Here is a 19,681-nt window from a genome sequence, read left to right on the forward strand (position 1 = left end):
TTCTGGTGAATTGCGGACCCCACGCGGGCCCTTAGACTGCATCCGTGGGGGATCTGGACGTCCAATTGACTGGACTGCGCACCTTCGCGGCCCAGTGCGGATCGGAGGCGGTCGAGCTCTCCGGTGCAGCGGCGCCGGTCAGCGCCGGACCGGTGTTTCAGCCGACCACTGCCGCAGTGACGGCAGTGTCGGCGGCCGTGACCGCGATGGCTGCACGCCTGAGTGATCGAGCGGAGACCACGGGGGTGAAGATGGACGCTGCGGCAACGACATTCGCCGAGCAGGAGCGCCGGTCGGCGACGCAGATCGCGGCGACCACGCCGACATTCCTGGTGTAGATGCCCGGCTCCAATCTCGCGGGCCTGCCGACGCGGTCGCAGATCGAGGCGTGGGACACCAGTCATCTGACGTCGGCGGCGCGATCATGGTCCGCAACGGCCGACCAGTGGGAGGCGTCGTTCAGCACCATCCACCAGGGCGCGTTGGCTCCCGGCGGTTCGGGCTGGGACGGCGCCACCGCAGCGGCGACCGCGCGGCGCACCCAGTCCGACAAGCTGACCGTCATCGGCATCGCCGACGACCTGTGTGCTGCCGCGTCTACGGCCACCGTCGGCGCGCGCGAGATTTCGGCGGCCAAAAACGTCGTCCTCGATGCGATCCGGCGAGCCGAGGACGCCGGCCTCGACGTCGGCGAGGACCTGTCGCTGAGCAGTCGAGAAGAGTTCCCGCCGGGCCCCGAATACGACGCCAAGCTGGCGCAGGCCAAGCAGTTGGCCGCCGAGATCCGGTCGGCCGCGGCGGCACTGCTCAACTCCGACCAGGCTGCGGCCGGCGCCCTCACCGCAGCCGTCGCAGCATTCGAGTCCGTGTCCTTTGCCGAGGTGCCCGGCGCGCCGCAGGACCGGGACGGATCCGTGCAGTTGGTGGACAACCGGACCTTCAAAGAGGGCCCGATGATGTCGCCGACACCCGAACCAGGCGCGGGCGGCGGCGGTGACGGCACCCCGACGCTGGAGGACATGCTGCTGCCGACGGAGCGGGAGCAACCAGCGCCCGGTGCGTCACCACCGCAGGCCGCGGTCATTCCACCGCAGCAGCCCCCGCAGTCCGCCGTGCCGAAGCTGCAGCCCCCTGCGGGCACGGATCCTAAGGCGTTGGAGGAGGGCAAGGCGGCGATTAGGTCCCTGCTGGCCGCCCAGGGGGTGCCCTCCGACCAGATCGAGCAGCGGATCAACGATATGGTCGCGAGCTCCGAGCAGTTCTGGGCGACTTACGATCCGAACGCTCCACTGCCCGCGCCCCCGAAACTCCCGCCGCAGCCGGCGCCCGGATTTGTGGACGGGTTCCGTGATCGCTGGCTGGCCACCGAACAATCCTTCAAGAACCTGTTCGGCACGGGCGGACCCAAGGCTCCCGGGGTGTTCGAGTCCTGGCGGGATCTGGTCACCGGCACCGCCGAGGAAATCGGGAGAACCGCCGCCAATCCTCTCCATCCCCTGCTGAGCGAGGTCCAGAATGCGATGGACGCACCGAGCCTGGCGTACTACGCCGGCGAGAAGGGCGCCGACGGTGCGATGACGGCGCCGGCGCTGCTCTTTGGCCCAGAAGCGGGGCTGTTGCGGTCCGGTGCGTTGCACGGCCTCGACCTGCCGGAGATGGACACTCCCGCTCCCCATGTTCCCGACGGCCCGACGCCGGGGCACGGCCCGACCAGCGCGCACTTGACGCCGTTCGAGATCGCCGATCCCATCGACACGTCGCGCCCGGAGTTCGGGTTGGACAACCCGACGCAGTACATGCCGCCCGGACTGCGCGTTCTGACGGAGCAGCACCTATCGGGCTCAGGAGAGACCGTCCTTGGGCCCTTCGCTCCTCGAGATGGCGGCCCGTCGTACATCGACGTGGCCAGGGACCGCGGCGCCAGCTACTTCGATCTGGGGGCGGACTGGTACTCCTACGCACCGCAGCAGCAGCTTGCCGCGAATCAGCACGTGCTAGACATGGCGATCGCGAATCACGACACCATCACGTTGTCCGTGCCGTTCTACAAGGTGCTCCCGGACACCTATACGGGAGCGGAACTGAGGTATCTGCTGGACCATGGCTACCAGCTGGTCGGTGACACTAAGCTGGTGCCTCCGAAGATCGAAGGCGGCTCATGACAAGGCTTCTCGAGTTCATCGCTCAGTATCTGCAGGTGCTGTACCTCAATCCCGCGTATCGCTTCACCAATTCCCGCTCCCGTGGGTTGGCCGATATCGACGCCTCGATCACATTGTCCAGTGAGAGGTTGACGTGGGTGGTGTCGAATGACCGCGGTCAGTTCGAGATCTCGGTTGCGCCGACGCGAGTCGGTGGCGAGGACGACTGGTTCTGGCTTTCGGTGATCCGGCAGTACCTCGGCGGAGGGGACGACACGGAACAGGGCTCCATCCTGGATCAGGTCAGTTGGCTCGCAACCAGCCTGCCGGCCATCGAAGGCCTCTTCGCCGACGATAGACGAGCGGCGGAGGTGTGCGCCGAACTCAACGATCTGCAGCGCGCGAACGCGTACAAGAACTGGGGAATCCCCCACCCTGAGGCGTGATGTGGCGCGTCGCGTTGTGACTGCACTGAGGGCGGGAGCCAGCTACTTCGACCTGGGCGACGCCTGGAACTCGTTCGCGCCGAATCAGCAGCTGGCCGCCAACCAGCATGTGCTGGACACAGCCATCGCCAACCGTGACACCATCCGACTCCCAGTGCCCTTCACCGAAATCCGGCCGGACACCTACACCGGGGCCGAACTGCGTTATCTATTCCAAGGGGTACACCGTCCTCGATGACCAGACACTGCTTCCTCCCAGCCTCGAGGGTGGACCGTGACCAGGCTTCTTGATTTCGTCGCCAGGTATCTGTCATTCCTTTACCTCAGCGATGCGTACCGGTTCACGGATTCGAGCCACCGCGGCCTGGCCGACATCGATGCATCGGTGACGCTGTCCGGAGATACGTTGAGGTGGGACGTCACCAACAACCGTGAGCAGTTTGATCTTCTGGTCGTCCCGTTGCGGCCTGAAGGCAATACGCGGGGGTACTGGCTGTCGTTGATTCGCCAGTACCTTGAGGGTGGGGCTGACACCGATCAGGGCACGATTTTGAGTCAGTTGAACTGGCTGCAGGACAATCTGAACTGCGTTGAAGTGCTGTTCGCCGATGACGCAAAGACCGAAAAGGTCTGTGCAGAACTCGAATCGCTGAAGCGGTCGAATTCGTACAAGAACTGGGGTTGGCCTAAACCCGAAGCGTGACGACCTCGTAGTCCGCGACCGGTGGCGGCTCATGAGGTGACCCCCAGTGGCCGGTCGCGGCTCGTGCGGATATCGCGGCGCCGATTCCGTGCTACGCTGTTGAGGCGCGCTTGCTAGTTGCTGCGCATTTGATTGAGAGAAGAAATTCAATGGCACAGGGCACTGTGAAATGGTTCAACGGCGAAAAGGGCTTCGGCTTCATCGCTCCTGACAACGGCTCGGCGGACGTCTTCGTCCACTACAGCGAGATCACCGGCGGCGGCTTCCGCACGCTCGAGGAGAACGCTCGGGTCCAGTTCGAGATCGAGCAGGGCGCCAAAGGTCCTCAGGCAGTTGGCGTTTCCGCCATCTGATCTGACGCAGACTTCAAGACGCTGGTGCGGAGCATTCCGCACCAGCGTTCTTCGTTTTAGGGGACTGTGACTGAGTTCTGTTGTGTTCCAACCGTTTCAGGCTACCGCCTCGCCATATCGCTTTCCTCTCAACGCTGTACGTGAATGAAGTTCGCCCAATTCGGCTACACTGACATATGGGCAGAATCCAACCGTTGACATGGTTCTACACGTTGGAGATGCGTGTTCAGGCCAAACTGCTGGCGCACCCGCACGGTTATCTCTCGGAAGCGATCGCAGCGTCGATACCGCGCCGCGCCGACTTGGTCCGTGACGACAACATCCGCCAGAAGTCGCGACGCTGGCAACTCCGCTCGGCCGAGGCGATCCGCCTGGAGGAGGAACGCCTCCGCCTTGACAGCTGGTGGACGAGCCTGTGCGAGCTGACCCGCAGGGCACTGCTTGAGCATCGCGGCGCCCAGGTCCCGGCCAGGTATCGAGACGCCGTCGCAGAACTTGACCCCCGCGGCGCACCGCCCAGCGGGGACACCGACGCGCCTTTCGCCCTGACGGGAATCACCGCGGCCTACGTGGAGATGGTCGCGATCGGCGCCGACACGCGATAGCGCCGACTACTGGAACTTCGAAGGATTGATCATGACCTACCTACACCGCGCATGCCGGAGTCCCGGCTGCGTCCAGAACCCGACCCCCGGCAGTCGTCACTGCCAGAACCACGGCATCGCCACCCACGAGCAGCGGCAGTCGCTCGGAAAGATGATTGCGGGTCGGCTCAAGCCCCCGGTCACCGCAGACACGCTGGGGTGATTCACCACGGATCCTTCGGCCGGCATGGCGCTGGTACGCGCCGGAACCGGCGCTCGCTCCCGCGACGATCGCCACCGACGGAAGCCCCGATGCGGTCAGCTCCGCGTCCAGGAGTGCAGCAGGTCATGAGCGGTCCGTATGCCTCCGGAGGGCTTTGACACCCAACTCGTTTCCGATTGCTGCGCGCATGAGGGCAATGTCTGAGACGGTGGCGCCGCCACCGCCGAAGCACGGTGATCGTCGGTTCCACCTGTCGCCTCACCCTGCGTTGAACCCGTCGCCGCTGCGGTTCGTGTGGTCTGCATCACCGTCGATATGAGGGGGTGCCATGCAGGCACGGACTCGCCCGCGCGCCGGATTCGTCGCGGCGGGGGTGGCCGTCATGGGCATCGCCGCGCTGACGGCCGCACCCCTGGGCCCGGTGGTCTCATCCCAACCACGGCCGATCGTGATGCAGGACATCCGGTTGGCAGCCGCGTCAGTCCCGCCCGGTGGGCTGATCGTCAGCTTCCTGCGCAATCAGGTCACCTACTGCTCGATCATCTGCCCGCTGCTGGTTCAGACCGGCGTGACGGCAGGAGTGACGACGCTGCAGGCGCCGGCCACGTTCCTGGCTGCGTTGCAGTCCAATGATGTGTTGAAGGCGATCGGGATCGCTGCCGCATCGGTCACGGGCCCGACCAACGCTGCGGCGGCCGCCGCGATCCTGGCCGACGGCACCGAGGTCGCTCCGCGGGCGCTGAATGCCTTCGAGGTGGGTGTGGTCGGACTGATGAACATCGTCCCCGCCGCGGTGGACGGGTTGCCGGGGGTCGTCTCGGCCATCCAGACCGCGCGCCAGGACACCTATACCGCGCTCAACCTGCCGATCGTGCCCAACCCGACACCCACGGCGAGGCCGGAGGGAGTCGTGCAGGTCGCGGTGATCGGTGCGATCAACGTGGGTGGGGCCATCATCTTCCCGGCCTTCAACGAGGTGTTGTCCGCGGTCTTCGAGGTTCCCGACGCCGTGGCGCAGGAACTCGCGGCCAGCGGGAATCCGGTCCGGGCGGTGGCCGCGGGTGTCGACACCGCCGCACAGGCTCTGACTGACGCGGGCACCATCGTCGCGGACGCGGTGGTCAAGGCCGTCGACGACGTCCGCGCGGAGGCCGGTCAGGCGGGCGCCTCGAGGCGGCGACTGACGGTGCCGAGCCCCTCGAGCTCAGTGACTGCAGAGAGTCCCTCGAACGCAGTGACTGAAGGGGCGGCGGCTGCAGAGGCGGTGACTGCTGCAGACGGGGTGGCCCCGCGCCAGCCCGCCGTGAAACCGACTCGGCCCCCGGCGGCCAAGGCGGTCGGTGACCCCCAGGTGAAGACTGAGGACGCACAACCCGTGGACCGGCACCAGCCCCGACCGTCACCTGCACCCCTCACCCTCACGTTGCCGCGATTGCCAGCACCGGCCAGGCACGCCGACGCCCAGACATCCAGAGATGATCGTCACCCGTCGTTCGGAACACGGATTGCCGATCGGCTCAAGGCACCCAGGCCCGTCGACAGGCAGGACTGAAGGGCGCCGTGGGTGCGCATCGCCCTGGTGATTGATGCGACTTGCGCTGCGTCGCCGTGCTTAGGCTGTACCGATGGGCCTTCCGGATTGGTCGCGCGGAAAGATCACGCTGGCTATGGGTGCCGTCGCAGCGCCCATTGCGCTGATCCTGATCCTGACCGCACCACGTGACAACGCGCCGAGTGCAGACTGTCAACGCGCCGACGATGCCGCGCATCACCTCATGGCGGTCTTCCCGGCCGCTATGCGGGGGATGGGCGGCCATTCCGAGCCCAACCTGTCCCGGACGGCCGCCGAAGCAGAAGCCGCGGTCCGCGGCGAAGCGGCAGCGGTCCAGGATCCGGAACTGAGGACGAGGGTGCTGAAGCTCGCCGATGCGGTGCACCGCATCAGCAAGGGCAGTCCAAACGCACCCCCGAGTGGGTTCCCAGACCGGGATTTCGTGGGTGGATACCAGGATTCGACCGCAGCGCTTCACGCGCTGAAGCTCATGTGCCCGAATGTCGGCACCGACGAGATCCCCGCCGATACGCCGGCCCTGCCGAACTGAGCTCGAAACCCGGTTGCCCTTACGAGAAGATAGTCCACCGGCAGCCGTTCATGTGCTATCCAGTCAGCATGAGGAAACTGGCCGTGGTCGGTGTGCTGGCCGTAACTGCCTTTTCGACCATGTCGCCGCTCGCACATGCGGATCGTGCTGAACCACCGCCGCTCTACGGGTATTACAACCTCTCCGTCGACTTTGCGAAGCAGACCTTCAATGGCACGCCGACCCCGATGGAGTCGAAGACGTTTCCCGTCTCGTTCACCACCAACTGTGACGTGAACGGTTGCCTCGCGCGCATGGACAACAGCGACGACCAGAAACGAAATCCCGGCGCACCCCTGGAGTTCGAGTACCGGTGGACCGACGGCCGGTGGGAGACGAGCGGTGAACAGCCCTACCTGTGCGAGCGCACCGACGCCAACAGCGGTGTGCCGTCCCGTCGCTCGGACTACTGGATCCCGAACAACGACGGCAGCTTCCATGGTGAACGCACGCTCGTCGTCGGCGGGGCGGGCTGCCCAGGCGAGGGACCGGGCACCCACTGGGTGCCGATCTCGCTGATCCCGATCGACGCCCCGCCGGACTAGGAGCAGAACGCACCGGAAGCGGCAGCGCTGGCCAGGACGGGGATCAGGCGGATTGGTGTCAGATAGCCGAAAACCGCCTGTGATCAGGCGGTTCATGGGTGCCCCCGGCAGGATTCGAACCTGCGGCCTTCTGCTCCGGAGGCAGACGCTCTATCCCCTGAGCTACGGGGGCGCAGTGATGCGCCATTGGGCCTGCACAGACTAACCCATCGTGACGGCCAGTCCGAATCCGATACGCCCCGGTGTCGCGGATGCACAGAACGTCGGCGCCCGGCCACAAACATGGACGCCAGCGCCGAAGGTGCGGGAGACGAGCCCCCGACCGGTAACTGATTCGGGACCTGACCACCCCAGACCATAGGATGGACACCCGTGACCCCTGCCGATCTGGCCGAGCTGCTGAAGAACACCGCCGCCGCGGTGCTGGCCTCCCATGACCTCGATACCGCTGCGCTGCCCGCCACCGTGACCGTCGAGCGTCCGCGCAACCCTGAGCACGGTGACTACGCCACCAACCTGGCGCTGCAGGTCGGCAAGAAGGTCGGCGCCAACCCACGCGAGCTGGCCGGCTGGCTGGCCGAGGCGCTGACGGCGGCCGACGGGATCGCGTCGGCCGAGGTCGCCGGCCCCGGGTTCGTCAACCTGCGGCTTGAGGCCTCCGCGCAGAACACCCTCGTCGAGAATGTCATCTCCGCAGGCCAGGCGTACGGCCGCAGTGACGCGCTGGCGGGCACGAACATCAATCTCGAGTTCGTCTCGGCCAACCCGACCGGGCCCATCCACATCGGTGGCACCCGCTGGGCCGCCGTGGGCGATGCGCTGGGCCGCCTGCTCTCCACGCAGGGTGCCGACGTCGTGCGGGAGTACTACTTCAACGACCACGGCGCTCAGATCGACCGCTTCGCGCGTTCCCTGGTGGCCGCCGCCAAGGGTGAGCCTGCCCCTGAGGACGGCTACGCCGGCGCCTACATCGGCGACATCGCCGCGCAGGTCCAGGCCAAGGCCCCCGATGTGATGAGCCAGCCCGCCGACGAGCAGCAGGAGACCTTCCGCGAGATCGGCGTCGACCTGATGTTCACCCACATCAAGGAGTCGCTGCACGAGTTCGGCACCGACTTCGACGTCTTCACGCACGAGGACTCGATGCACACCTCGGGCCGCGTGGACGAGGCCATCGCCCAACTGCGCCGCACCGGCAACATCTACGAGAAGGACGGTGCGACCTGGCTGCGCACCACCGAGTTCGGTGACGACAAGGACCGCGTCGTCATCAAGAGCGACGGCCAACCCGCATACATCGCCGGCGACCTGGCGTACTACCTGGACAAGCGGGCGCGCGGCTTCGACCTGTGCATCTACATGCTCGGCGCCGACCACCACGGCTACATCGCCCGGTTGAAGGCCGCCGCCGCGGCTCTGGGCGACGACCCCGACACCGTCGAGGTGCTGATCGGGCAGATGGTCAACCTCGTGCGCGACGGCCAACCGGTCCGGATGAGCAAGCGCGCCGGCACCGTCATCACGCTCGACGACCTGGTCGAGGCGCTGGGCGTGGACGCCGCGCGCTACTCGCTGACCCGCAGCTCTGTGGACACCCCGATCGACATCGATCTGGAACTGTGGTCGTCGGCCTCCAGTGAGAACCCCGTCTACTACGTGCAGTACGCGCACGCCCGGCTCTCGGCTTTGGCCCGCAACGCCGCCGATCTGGGCCTGAGCGCCAGCACCGAGCACCTCGAACTGCTGACCCACGACAAAGAGGGCACGCTGGTGCGCAGCATCGGCGAGTTCCCGCGCGTGCTGAAGACTGCCGCGGACCTGCGCGAGCCGCATCGGATCTGCCGCTATCTCGAGGACCTCGCGGGCGACTACCACCGGTTCTACGACTCCTGCCGAGTGCTGCCCCAGGGCGACGAGGAGTCGACCGACCTGAACGCCGCACGCCTTGCGCTGTGCCAGGCCACGCGTCAGGTGATCGCCAACGGTCTGTCGATCCTGGGCGTGAGTGCGCCGGAGCGGATGTGAACGCGCATCCTGCCGGGCCCCGGCACGCCGAGGAGATCCACCACGCGGGGGCTCCGACCAGGCCGCAGTCCCCGGAGGACATCCTGCTGCTGGCGCCGAATGTCTGGCCGCGCAACCTGGTTCGTGGCGCAGACGGTGAGGTGTCGATCGCGGGTGTGACGGTCAGCGAGCTCGCCCGCGAGTACGGCACGCCGCTGTTCGTGATCGACGAGGACGACTTCCGGTCCCGCTGTCGCGAGATCGCCGCCGCCTTCGGCGGGGGAGAGTACGTCAATTACGCCTCAAAGGCGTTCCTGTGCAGCGAGATCGCCCGCTGGGTCGCCGAGGAGGGGCTGTCGCTGGACGTGTGCAGCGCCGGTGAACTCGCCGTGGCACTGCACGCCGACTTCCCTCCCGAGCGGATTGCCCTGCACGGCAACAACAAGTCGGTGTCGGAGCTGACCACGGCCGTGAAGGCCGGTGTCGGCCACGTCGTGCTGGACTCGATGATCGAGATCGACCGACTCGACGCCATCGCCGGCGAGGCCGGCGTGGTGCAGGACGTGTTCCTACGGGTCACCGTCGGCGTCGAGGCGCACACCCACGAGTTCATCTCCACGGCGCACGAGGATCAGAAGTTCGGTCTGTCGCTCGCCAGTGGCGCCGCGATGGCCGGCGTGCGTCGGGTCTTCGAGACCGACAACCTGCGCCTGGTGGGCCTGCACAGCCACATCGGCTCGCAGATCTTCGACGTCGCGGGCTTCGAGATCGCCGCACACCGCGTGCTCGGCCTGCTGCGTGACGTCGTCGCCGAGTTCGGTGTCGACAAGACCGCGCAGATCTCCACCGTCGACCTCGGTGGGGGACTGGGTATCTCGTACCTGCCGCAAGACGATCCGCCGCCCATGGCGGAACTGGCGAGCAAGCTGCACCAGATCATCGAGAGCGAGGCCGCCGCCGTCGGGCTGCCGGTGCCGCGCCTGGTGGTCGAACCCGGTCGCGCGATCGCCGGACCCGGCACCATCACGCTCTACGAGGTCGGCACCGTCAAGGACGTGGCGATCAGTCCGACCGCTCAACGGCGCTATGTCAGCGTCGACGGCGGGATGAGCGACAACATCCGCACCTCGCTGTACGGGGCCGAGTACGACGCCCGCCTGGTGTCACGATTCAGCCACGCCGGACCCGTTCTCGCGCGAATCGTGGGCAAGCACTGCGAGAGCGGTGACATCGTGGTCCGGGACACGTGGGTGTCCGAGGACATCGTTCCCGGAGATCTGCTGGCAGTCGCGGCCACCGGCGCGTACTGCTATTCGATGTCGAGTCGATACAACCTGTTGGGTCGACCCGCGGTGGTGGCCGTGCGCGACGGCGTCGCGCGCCTTGTGCTGCGCCGGGAGACGGTCGACGATCTGTTGAGTCTGGAAGTGAGGTGATCGCATGAGCGCATCCGAAAAGCCGGTCGGCATAGCGGTGTTGGGCCTGGGCAATGTCGGCACCGAGGTGGTCCGCATCCTCGACGAGAGCGCCGAGGACCTGGCCGCCCGCGTTGGCGCACCTCTGGTGCTGCGCGGGGTCGGCGTCCGCAACGTCTCCGACGACCGCGGGGTCCCGGTCGACCTGCTCACCGACGACATCGAAGCCCTGGTGGCGCGTGACGACGTGGACATCGTGGTCGAGGTCATGGGTCCGGTGGAACCGGCGCGCAAGGCGATCCTGGCCGCACTCGAGAGCGGGAAGTCGGTCGTCACGGCCAACAAGGCCCTGTTGGCGCAGTCCACGGGCGAGTTGGCGCAGGCCGCCGAACAGGCCCGAGTGGACCTGTACTTCGAGGCGGCCGTCGCCGGCGCGATCCCCGTGATCCGCCCCCTGACGCAGTCGCTGGCCGGTGACACCGTGCTCCGGGTGGCCGGCATCGTCAACGGCACCACGAACTACATCCTGTCGGCCATGAGCGACACCGGTGCCAGCTACGACAGTGCGCTCGCCGACGCCAGCGCGCTCGGGTACGCCGAGGCGGACCCGACCGCCGACGTCGAAGGCTATGACGCGGCCGCCAAGGCCGCGATCCTGGCCTCGATCGCGTTCCACACCCGGGTCACCGCCGACGACGTCTACCGCGAGGGCATCACCAAGGTCACCGCGGAGGACTTCGAATCGGCGAAGGCCCTGGGCTGCACCATCAAGCTGCTGTCGATCTGCGAACGGATCACCAACGGCGATGGGCAGGAGAGCGTTTCGGCGCGCGTCTATCCCGCACTGGTGCCGCTGGACCACCCGTTGGCCGCGGTCAACGGTGCGTTCAACGCAGTCGTGGTCGAGGCGGAGGCCGCCGGTCGGTTGATGTTCTACGGCCAGGGTGCCGGGGGTGCACCGACGGCCTCGGCGGTCCTGGGTGACCTTGTGATGGCCGCACGCAACCGGGTCCAGGGCGGTCGCGGCCCGCGTGAATCGAAGTACGCGCGGTTGGCCATCGCCCCCATCGGCGTGGTGCCGACGCGGTACTACGTCAGCCTGTATGTCAGCGACAAGCCCGGCGTGCTGTCCTCGGTCGCGGCTGAGTTCGCCAAGCGTGAGGTCAGCATCGCCGAGGTCCGCCAGGAGGGTGTGGTCAACGAGGGCGGTCAGCGAGTCGGTGCCCGCATTGCTGTGCTGACTCACCGTGCCACCGACGCCGCATTGAGCGAAACCATCACCGCGCTCGGGGATCTCGACGCGGTCTCGAGCGTGGCCAGTGTGCTGCGAATGGAAGGAGCGGGCGAATGAGCGCCCCCAAGACCACGGTCCATTCGGCGTGGCCGGGCCTGATCGAGGCCTACCGGGACCGACTGCCGGTGGCCGCCGGCTGGACGCCGATCACACTGCTGGAGGGCGGCACGCCGCTCATCCACGCCAAGCGCCTGTCCGAGTACACCGGATGCACGGTGTACCTCAAGGTCGAGGGTCTGAACCCGACCGGGTCGTTCAAGGACCGCGGCATGACCATGGCCGTCACGGACGCAGTGGCCCGCGGTCAGCAGGCCGTGCTGTGCGCCTCCACGGGCAACACGTCGGCGTCGGCCGCGGCCTATGCGGCGCGCGGCGGCATCACCTGCGCGGTGCTGATCCCGCAGGGCAAGATCGCGATGGGCAAGCTGGCTCAGGCGGTCATGCACGGCGCCAAGATCATTCAGGTCGACGGCAACTTCGATGACTGCCTCGAACTGGCGCGCAAACTGACCACCGACTACCCGACCATCGGGCTGGTCAACAGCGTCAACCCGGTCCGGATCGAAGGCCAGAAGACCGCGGCGTTCGAGATCATGGACGTGCTTGGGCGCGCCCCCGATGTCCACTCGCTGCCGGTGGGCAACGCAGGCAACATCACCGCCTACTGGCGGGGTTACTCGGAGTACCACCGCGACGGCGTGACCGATTCGCTGCCGAGGATGCTCGGCACCCAGGCGGCCGGGGCCGCCCCACTGGTCCACGGCGCACCCGTCAAGGACCCGGAGACCATCGCGACGGCCATCCGGATCGGGTCGCCGGCGTCCTGGGCGGGTGCCGTTGAGGCGCAACAGCAGTCGAACGGTCGGTTCCTGGCCGCCACCGACGAGGAGATCCTGGCCGCCTACCACCTGGTGGCGCGCACCGAGGGTGTCTTCGTCGAACCGGCCTCGGCCGCGAGCATCGCGGGCCTGCTGAAGTCGGTCGAGGACGGCTGGGTGGCCAAGGGTTCCACCGTGGTGTGCACCGTGACCGGCAACGGCCTGAAGGACCCCGACACCGCCCTCAAGGGCATGCCGACGGTCACCGCGGTGCCGGTGGATCCGGCTGCGGTCGTGGAGAAGCTGGGTCTGGTCTAGCGTGGTTCTGCGATGATCCAGACCCTGCCCGCAGGACTCGTGGCACATGCCGTGGTGGCAGCCTCGAGTGCCAACCTGGGCCCCGGCTTCGACAGCCTCGGCCTGGCGCTGGGGATGTATGACGAAATCACCGTTGAGACAACGGAATCCGGTCTGGCGGTGCATGTCGAGGGCGAGGGCTCTGGTCAGGTGCCCGACGGCCCTGACCACCTCGTGGTGCGTGCGGTGCAGCGGGGGCTCGACGCCGCCGGGCTGCGTGCCGACGGCTTGAATCTGCGGTGCCGCAACGTGATCCCGCATTCCCGAGGCCTGGGTTCGTCGGCCGCGGCGGTGGTCGGCGGGTTGGCCGCCGCCAATGGTCTGATCGCGCAAACGGATTGCGTCCCGGCCGATGTGGACAAGCTCGTGCAGCTGTCCTCTGAGTTCGAGGGACACCCCGACAATGCCGCGGCCGCAGTGCTGGGCGGTGCCGTGGTGTCCTGGACCCAGCAGGGCGAGCGGACCGAGTATTCGGCGGTGGAGGTGCGGTTGCATCCCGACATCCACCTGTTCGCCGCGATTCCCGAGGTGCGGTCGTCGACGGCCGAGACGCGGGTTCTGCTGCCCGAGCAGGTCAGCCACGCCGACGCGCGGTTCAACCTGAGTCGGTCCGCCCTGCTGGTGGTGGCTCTCAGCGAACGGCCTGACCTGCTGATGGCCGCGACCGAGGACGCCCTGCACCAGTCGCAGCGCGCGCCCGCCATGCCCGCGTCGGCGGAATACCTGACGTTGCTCCGGCGTTCTGGCTATTCGGCGGTGCTCTCCGGCGCCGGACCTTCGGTCCTGGTGCTGGCCACCACGCCTGAACTGCCGGTCGACCTCGTCGAGCACGGCGTCAAGCTCGGATTCACCGTCAAACACATGAACGTCGGCGACGGAGTTCGCTGGACGTCCGGGGTTCCGGCCACGACCTGACGACGGTGTCGTTTGCGACCCTGACGACATTGTCGGTTGGCCACGCGGGGGCGGGTTTCTTGCTTCCGGCAACGATGCAGGATATCCTCGGTCCCGTCCCGGCAATTCGCAGCTTCTCTGCGCCGACACTAGGACGACCACTCACTTCTCGTGTCTCACTCGTGTACCGACGGTTCGTCGTACAGCCGCGAATCCCGGTGATCATCGTTTCGTGACCCTGATGGTGGCACGTGGTGCGCCCAGTGGTTGCTGGACATACCGAACCCTCGCTCAAATGCATCGCGAGGGAAGAAAGGAAATCCGTGACTGATACGGACCTCATCACTGCGGGCGACTCCGTTACCTCGGCAGATCTGCCCGAGACGGTGACTTCAAAGGCTCCCGCCCGGGACTCCGGTGAGGGCTCCCTGGCCAGCATGGTGTTGCCGGAACTTCGCGCCTTGGCCGTTCAGATGGGCGTCAAGGGCGTTTCGGGGCTGCGCAAGGGCCAGCTCATCGCCGCCATCCGTGAGCGCCAGCAGGGCGGCCAGCAGTCGGCCCCGGCCAACGGTTCGGCCGAGTCGCAGGCCCCCGCCGCCGCGCCCACCCAGAAAACTGACGCCGAGTCTCCCCGTGACGACACGCCGCGTCGGGAGCGCCGGACCGCGTCCCGTCGTGCTGGCGCCTCGGCCGAGGGCGAGCAGGCCGAGTCGGCCGAGCAGGCCGCGCCCGCCGGCGACGCTCCCCGCAGCGACGACAAGCCCGAGCGCAACGAGGCCAAGCCCGAGCGCAACGAGGCCAAGCCCGAGCGCAACGAGGCCAAGTCCGAGCGCAACGAGGCCAAGTCCGACCGCAACGAGGCCAAGCCCGAGCGGAACGACAACCGGTCTGAGCGCAACGAGAACAAGTCGGGGCGCAACGAGGGCAGGAACGAGAACAAGTCCGAGCGGAACGACAACCGCTCCGACCGTAACGAGAACAAGTCCGAGCGGAACGACAACCGTTCCGACCGCAACGACAACCGTTCCGACCGCAATGACAACCGCTCCGAGCGTGGCGGTGACCAGCAGAATCGCGGCGGCAACGCCAACAACGACAACAACGACGACGACGACGAGGGCCGGGGCGGCCGTCGTGGCCGCCGGTTCCGTGATCGTCGCCGGCGCGGCGAGCGTTCCGGCGGCGAAGGTGGCGGCGACACCGAACTCCGCGAGGACGACGTCGTTCAGCCCGTCGCGGGCATCCTCGACGTCCTGGACAACTACGCGTTCGTCCGAACCTCGGGATACCTGGCCGGCCCCAACGACGTCTACGTGTCGATGAACATGGTCCGCAAGAACGGCCTGCGCCGCGGTGACGCGGTGACCGGCGCGGTGCGAGTCCCCCGCGAAGGCGAAGGCGGCGACAAGAATTCGCGGCAGAAGTTCAACCCGCTGGTGCGTCTGGACACCGTCAACGGCGGTCCCGTCGAGGCGGCCAAGAACCGTCCCGAGTTCGGCAAGCTGACCCCGCTGTACCCGAACCAGCGGTTGCGTCTGGAGACCACGCCCGACCGTCTCACCACGCGCGTGATCGACCTGATTATGCCGATCGGTAAGGGTCAGCGTGCGCTGATCGTGTCCCCGCCCAAGGCCGGTAAGACCACGATCATGCAGGACATCGCCAACGCGATCACCAAGAACAATCCGGAATGCCACCTGATGGTGGTGCTCGTCGACGAGCGTCCGGAAGAGGTCACCGACATGCAGCGCTCCGTCGTCGGTGAGGTCATCGCCTCCACCTTCGACCGGCCGCCGTCAGACCACACGCAGGCCGCGGAACTTGCCATCGAGCGGGCCAAGCGCCTGGTTGAACAGGGCAAGGACGTCGTGGTTCTGCTGGATTCGATCACCCGTCTGGGCCGCGCGTACAACAACGCGTCGCCGGCGTCGGGCCGCATCCTGTCCGGTGGTGTCGACTCGACGGCGCTGTACCCGCCCAAGCGGTTCCTCGGCGCGGCGCGCAACATCGAGGACGGCGGTTCGCTGACCATCATCGCCACCGCGATGGTCGAGACCGGTTCGACCGGTGACACGGTGATTTTCGAGGAGTTCAAGGGCACCGGCAACGCCGAGCTCAAGCTGGACCGCAAGATCGCCGAGCGTCGCGTCTTCCCGGCTGTCGACGTCAACCCGTCGGGCACCCGCAAGGACGAGCTGCTGCTCGGGCCGGACGAGTTCGCGATCGTGCACAAGTTGCGTCGGGTGCTCTCGGGGCTGGATTCGCATCAGGCGATCGACCTGCTGATGAGCCAGCTGCGTAAGACGAAGACCAACTACGAATTCCTGGTCCAGGTCTCCAAGACGGCTCCGGGAGGGGCCTCGGACGACCTCGACTGAGTTCAGCGACAGAATCCCCCGCACGCCTACGCGTGACGGGGGATTCTGCGTTCACGGGTCTGTGCCGAAAATCGTTGGGGTGGAGGTCAACTCCGAGGTCGAAGCGCCGGCATCAGGTACCGGTCGAGGAAATCCACCAGCGCGGTGGGATTGTCGACGTCGACCTGTTCGCCGGGTACCGTCGCCAGGCTGAGCAGGTTGCGGGCCACCCACTCGCTGGCCTCGTCGAGATTGTCCGCCTCGATCTCGCCTCGATCGGCCGCCGCTTTCAGGTACGGCCGCCAGAAGGCACTCAGGTCGGGGACCAGGCCCTGGACTCCTGCCCCCGCGCACGCTGCGAACTCCTCGGGTTCGTCCAGTCGCAGCTTCATCACCAGAGCGCCGGGGGAGTCGTATGCGCGGCGGCCCAGGCGGATTCCCGCCGCGATCTGCGCCGCGAGACCCTCCACCTCGGTCAGCACCGAATGGGCCTCGCCCCAGTAGACGTCGTTGAGTCGGACGATCGCGGCACCCAGCAGCGCGGCCTTGTCGGGAAAGTGCCGATACAGCCAGCCCCGTGAGACGCCCGCCAGTTCGGCGACTTCGGACACCGTGGTGGCGCGGATTCCCTTGGTGCTCAAGCATTGTTCGGCGGCGTCGATCAGTCGATCGCGAACCGGACGCGCGGCGGCGCGGGACTGGGCTGCGGAGCCGGCGGTCACCTTGGTCAGTTCCTCATCTCACGACGACGGTTTGACCTATCTTCGCAGACACGCCGTTCGCGCCGGGTGCGATGCGGGGTGGACGAGGTAGACAGATTCCCTATTCTGTTTACAACCTTCGACGACGAGGCGGCGCCGACAGTGGCTCACGAACTTCCACCCCAGACCGTCCAGCAGCTGTTGCGGGCCCGCCGCGGCGACGACAGCCCGGCGGTCCGATTCGGTGATGCCGAGTGGACCTGGCGCCAACACCTCGACGACGCGCAGCGGCAGGCATCGACGCTGCTCACGATCGCCGACCGCGACCGGCCCCTGCACATCGGCGCGCTGCTGGGGAACACGCCGGCGATGCTCACCGCGATGGCGGCGGCGGCCCTGGGCGGCTACGTGCTGTGCGGCATCAACACCACCCGGCGCGGTACCGCCCTGCGGCGCGACATCCTGCACGCGGACTGTCAGATCCTGCTGACCGACACCGAGCACCGCCACCTGCTCGACGATCTCGACCTGCCCGGCGTCCATGTGCTGGACACCGACTCCCAGGAATGGGCCGCGCTGGTCGCCGCGGCAGGCACGCTGACGCCGCACCGCGAGGTGGGGGCCACCGACACATTCATGATGATCTTCACCTCAGGCACCAGCGGTGATCCCAAAGCCGTCCAGGTCGCACATATGACCGTGCTGTTCGCGGGACAGGCCCTCGTGGAGCGCTTCTCCATCACACCCGACGACGTGTGTTACCTGTCGATGCCGCTGTTCCACTCCAACGCGCTGCTGGCCGGCTGGGGAGTCGCCGTCGGGTCTGGGGCTGCCATGGTGCCCGCGACATTCTCGGCCTCCGGTCTGCTGCCCGACGTCCGCCGCTACGGCGCGACGTACATGAACTACGTCGGCAAACCGCTCGCCTACGTGTTGGGCACCCAGGAGGGGCCCGACGACGCGGACAACCCGTTACGGGTGGCGTTCGGCAACGAGGCCAGCGATCGGGACATCGAAGAGTTCGGCCGCCGCTTCGGGTGCACAGTGTGGGACGGGTTCGGTTCAACCGAGGGCGCGATCATCGTCACCCGGGAGGACGACTGCCCGCCAGGCTCGGTCGGCAGGGGATTTCCGGGGGTGGCCATCTACGACCCCGAGGCCGTCACCGAGTGCGCCATCGCCGAGTTCGATGCGACGGGTGCTCTGACCAATGCGGACAAGGCCATTGGTGAATTGGTCAACACCACGGGAGCCGGCCTGTTCCAGGGCTACTACAACGACGCCGACGCGACCGGCGACCGCCTGCGGCACGGCATGTACTGGTCGGGTGACCTCGCCTATCGCGACGCCGACGGCTGGATCTACCTCGCCGGCCGGACTGCGGACTGGATGCGAGTCGACGGCGAGAATATGACCACGGCCCCCATCGAGCGCGTCCTGCTGCGTCACTCCGCGGTCAACCAGGTGAGCGTGTATCCAGTCCCCGACGAACATGTCGGTGACCAGGTGATGGCGGCGATCGTGCCCGCCCAGGGCGTCGACGTCGACATGGCAGACTTCGGTGCCTTCCTGGCCGAGCAGCAGGACCTGTCACCCAAGGCGTGGCCGCGCCGGGTCTGGATCACCGATGCGCTGCCTTCGACCGCCACCAACAAGGTGCTCAAACGCGAGCTCATCGCCCGAGGCCCCGAACCGGTCGGTGGTCAGTTGTGGACCCGCCCGGCCCGGGGCACCACCTTCACGCAGAAGCACGGTCGCCGCACCGCCTGACGGCGATGCGGCGACCGTGGTGCGGGCCTGGGGGTCAGCCGACGCTGACGTTGGGCACCGGCGGGATTGGCGGCGGTGACGGAATGGCCGGCGGGGCCGGAATGGGCGGAATCGGCGGGACATTCACGTCGACGGCCGGCGGCGCGGGAATGGCCGGCGGCGCCGGGATAGCCGGTGCTGCGGGCACAGCCGGAACCGGCGGGACGTTGACGTCCACCGTCGGACTGGGCGGCGGAGGCGGCGGGTCCGCCTGTGCCAAGCCGGCACCGAGGCCGAGGGCCCCAACTCCGAGTCCAGCGGCGACGCCGCCGTGCACGAGCAGTTTCTTCAACTTCAGGGAGTTCATTGAGCGTCCTCCTTCAACGTTCTCGGTCGGCGGCTCGTGTGCCGCCATCCGTGATCTAGGCGATACCCACTGCCGTGGGGTCCGACACCGGAACGTCTCAGAATCTGAGAAATCTGCGGACATTGCGGGTTCGGGCGCCGGATTGGGCGGGGAATGCGCCGTGGTCGCCAGGCGTTTAGGACTACGGCGGTTGACCTGGCATAATGGACCGTCGACCACCTCAGGTTCCGGTTCACGTCTGTATTTCTCCAGGTCAGGAGCGGACGACCCGGCGACCTACGAATGAAGAGGACACCATGAAAACCGGCATTCACCCTGCCTACCAAGAGACCACCGTGGTCTGCGGTTGTGGACACACCTTCACCACCCGCAGCACCAAGGAGAGCGGCCACATCGTGGTCGAGGTCTGCTCGCAGTGCCACCCGTTCTACACCGGCAAGCAGAAGATCCTCGACAGCGGCGGTCGCGTCGCGCGGTTCGAGAAGCGCTACGGCAAGCGCAAGACCGCCGACAGCTAGCTGTCACGCCGGCGCCCGCTGCCGCATGCCCAGGCATGCGCGCATGTCGGGCGCCGGTTCTTTTTGTCAGG

21 protein-coding genes and 1 tRNA gene are annotated in these 19,681 nt (G+C 67.2%); 19 read left to right on the forward strand and 3 right to left on the reverse strand.

The window, feature by feature from the left end; genetic code table 11:
* The first annotated feature begins 44 nt into the window (after positions 1 to 44).
* From G6N34_RS04980 to G6N34_RS05030, 11 genes are all read left to right on the forward strand, one after another.
* A complete protein-coding gene (locus G6N34_RS04980) occupies positions 45 to 338 on the forward strand; it encodes a type VII secretion target (RefSeq protein WP_085156684.1) in 294 nt (97 codons plus the stop codon).
* Complete coding sequence (locus G6N34_RS04985; RefSeq protein ID WP_085156687.1) at positions 339 to 2,162, forward strand: hypothetical protein; 1,824 nt, start codon at positions 339 to 341, stop codon at positions 2,160 to 2,162. It abuts the gene before it with no gap.
* Positions 2,159 to 2,587, forward strand: coding sequence for a hypothetical protein (locus tag G6N34_RS04990; RefSeq protein ID WP_085156691.1), 429 nt, complete (start codon positions 2,159 to 2,161; stop codon positions 2,585 to 2,587). Before G6N34_RS04985 ends, G6N34_RS04990 begins: the two co-directional genes overlap by 4 nt.
* A gap of 16 nt (positions 2,588 to 2,603) precedes the next feature.
* Positions 2,604 to 2,825 (forward strand): hypothetical protein, encoded by a 222-nt coding sequence (locus G6N34_RS04995; protein ID WP_085156694.1) that lies wholly within the window; start codon positions 2,604 to 2,606, stop codon positions 2,823 to 2,825.
* Positions 2,826 to 2,861: 36 nt separating this feature from the next.
* Positions 2,862 to 3,290: a hypothetical protein gene (locus tag G6N34_RS05000; RefSeq protein WP_085156697.1), complete on the forward strand. Its 429-nt coding sequence runs from the start codon at positions 2,862 to 2,864 to the stop codon at positions 3,288 to 3,290.
* A 149-nt stretch (positions 3,291 to 3,439) separates the two neighbouring features.
* A complete protein-coding gene (locus G6N34_RS05005) occupies positions 3,440 to 3,643 on the forward strand; it encodes a cold-shock protein (RefSeq protein ID WP_085156700.1) in 204 nt (67 codons plus the stop codon).
* Between the two features lie 194 nt (positions 3,644 to 3,837).
* The gene (locus G6N34_RS05010) at positions 3,838 to 4,248 is read left to right on the forward strand and encodes a hypothetical protein (protein ID WP_234813105.1); all 411 of its coding nucleotides are present in this window, start codon (positions 3,838 to 3,840) and stop codon (positions 4,246 to 4,248) included.
* 31 nt (positions 4,249 to 4,279) lie between these two features.
* The gene (locus G6N34_RS05015; RefSeq protein WP_163645320.1) at positions 4,280 to 4,450 is read left to right on the forward strand and encodes a hypothetical protein; all 171 of its coding nucleotides are present in this window, start codon (positions 4,280 to 4,282) and stop codon (positions 4,448 to 4,450) included.
* Positions 4,451 to 4,778: 328 nt separating this feature from the next.
* Positions 4,779 to 6,002 (forward strand): hypothetical protein, encoded by a 1,224-nt coding sequence (locus G6N34_RS05020; protein ID WP_085156706.1) that lies wholly within the window; start codon positions 4,779 to 4,781, stop codon positions 6,000 to 6,002.
* A 73-nt stretch (positions 6,003 to 6,075) separates the two neighbouring features.
* Positions 6,076 to 6,552, forward strand: coding sequence for a hypothetical protein (locus tag G6N34_RS05025; protein WP_085156708.1), 477 nt, complete (start codon positions 6,076 to 6,078; stop codon positions 6,550 to 6,552).
* A gap of 68 nt (positions 6,553 to 6,620) precedes the next feature.
* A complete protein-coding gene (locus G6N34_RS05030) occupies positions 6,621 to 7,136 on the forward strand; it encodes an MBOE_33420 family protein (RefSeq protein WP_085156711.1) in 516 nt (171 codons plus the stop codon).
* A 99-nt stretch (positions 7,137 to 7,235) separates the two neighbouring features.
* On the opposite strand, the gene G6N34_RS05035 is transcribed toward G6N34_RS05030, so the two are convergent.
* Positions 7,236 to 7,308: transfer RNA gene (locus tag G6N34_RS05035), tRNA-Arg, on the reverse strand.
* A gap of 200 nt (positions 7,309 to 7,508) precedes the next feature.
* On the opposite strand from G6N34_RS05035, the gene argS reads away from it, so the two are divergent.
* The 6 genes from argS to rho all read left to right on the forward strand — a co-directional run bounded on the left by argS (position 7,509) and on the right by rho (position 16,296).
* A complete protein-coding gene (gene argS / locus G6N34_RS05040) occupies positions 7,509 to 9,161 on the forward strand; it encodes an arginine--tRNA ligase (protein ID WP_085156713.1) in 1,653 nt (550 codons plus the stop codon).
* Positions 9,158 to 10,576, forward strand: a complete 1,419-nt coding sequence (gene lysA / locus G6N34_RS05045; RefSeq protein ID WP_085156716.1) for a diaminopimelate decarboxylase — start codon at positions 9,158 to 9,160, stop codon at positions 10,574 to 10,576. The genes argS and lysA overlap by 4 nt, the downstream gene beginning before the upstream one ends.
* Positions 10,577 to 10,580: 4 nt before the next feature.
* The gene (locus tag G6N34_RS05050) at positions 10,581 to 11,906 is read left to right on the forward strand and encodes a homoserine dehydrogenase (RefSeq protein ID WP_085156719.1); all 1,326 of its coding nucleotides are present in this window, start codon (positions 10,581 to 10,583) and stop codon (positions 11,904 to 11,906) included.
* Positions 11,903 to 12,985, forward strand: a complete 1,083-nt coding sequence (thrC, locus tag G6N34_RS05055) for a threonine synthase (protein WP_085156722.1) — start codon at positions 11,903 to 11,905, stop codon at positions 12,983 to 12,985. Before G6N34_RS05050 ends, thrC begins: the two co-directional genes overlap by 4 nt.
* A 12-nt stretch (positions 12,986 to 12,997) precedes the next feature.
* Positions 12,998 to 13,939 (forward strand): homoserine kinase, encoded by a 942-nt coding sequence (thrB, locus tag G6N34_RS05060; protein ID WP_085156725.1) that lies wholly within the window; start codon positions 12,998 to 13,000, stop codon positions 13,937 to 13,939.
* Between the two features lie 302 nt (positions 13,940 to 14,241).
* A complete protein-coding gene (rho, locus tag G6N34_RS05065) occupies positions 14,242 to 16,296 on the forward strand; it encodes a transcription termination factor Rho (protein ID WP_085156727.1) in 2,055 nt (684 codons plus the stop codon).
* Positions 16,297 to 16,382: 86 nt separating this feature from the next.
* On the opposite strand, the gene G6N34_RS05070 is transcribed toward rho, so the two are convergent.
* Positions 16,383 to 16,997, reverse strand: coding sequence for a TetR/AcrR family transcriptional regulator (locus tag G6N34_RS05070; protein WP_085156730.1), 615 nt, complete (start codon positions 16,995 to 16,997; stop codon positions 16,383 to 16,385).
* A gap of 141 nt (positions 16,998 to 17,138) precedes the next feature.
* Between G6N34_RS05070 and fadD1 the strand changes: the two genes are divergently transcribed.
* A complete protein-coding gene (gene fadD1 / locus G6N34_RS05075) occupies positions 17,139 to 18,746 on the forward strand; it encodes a fatty-acid--CoA ligase FadD1 (RefSeq protein ID WP_085156733.1) in 1,608 nt (535 codons plus the stop codon).
* 34 nt (positions 18,747 to 18,780) lie between these two features.
* On the opposite strand, the gene G6N34_RS05080 is transcribed toward fadD1, so the two are convergent.
* The gene (locus G6N34_RS05080) at positions 18,781 to 19,092 is read right to left on the reverse strand and encodes a hypothetical protein (RefSeq protein ID WP_085156736.1); all 312 of its coding nucleotides are present in this window, start codon (positions 19,090 to 19,092) and stop codon (positions 18,781 to 18,783) included.
* A 296-nt stretch (positions 19,093 to 19,388) separates the two neighbouring features.
* Here G6N34_RS05080 and rpmE point away from each other — a divergent pair, with 296 nt between their 5' ends.
* Entirely contained in the window at positions 19,389 to 19,610 is a 222-nt protein-coding gene (rpmE, locus tag G6N34_RS05085) for a 50S ribosomal protein L31 (protein WP_085156739.1), read from the forward strand.
* Positions 19,611 to 19,681: the final 71 nt, after the last annotated feature.

It is taken from the genome of Mycolicibacterium confluentis, from assembly GCF_010729895.1.
Lineage (GTDB): Bacteria > Actinomycetota > Actinomycetes > Mycobacteriales > Mycobacteriaceae > Mycobacterium > Mycobacterium confluentis.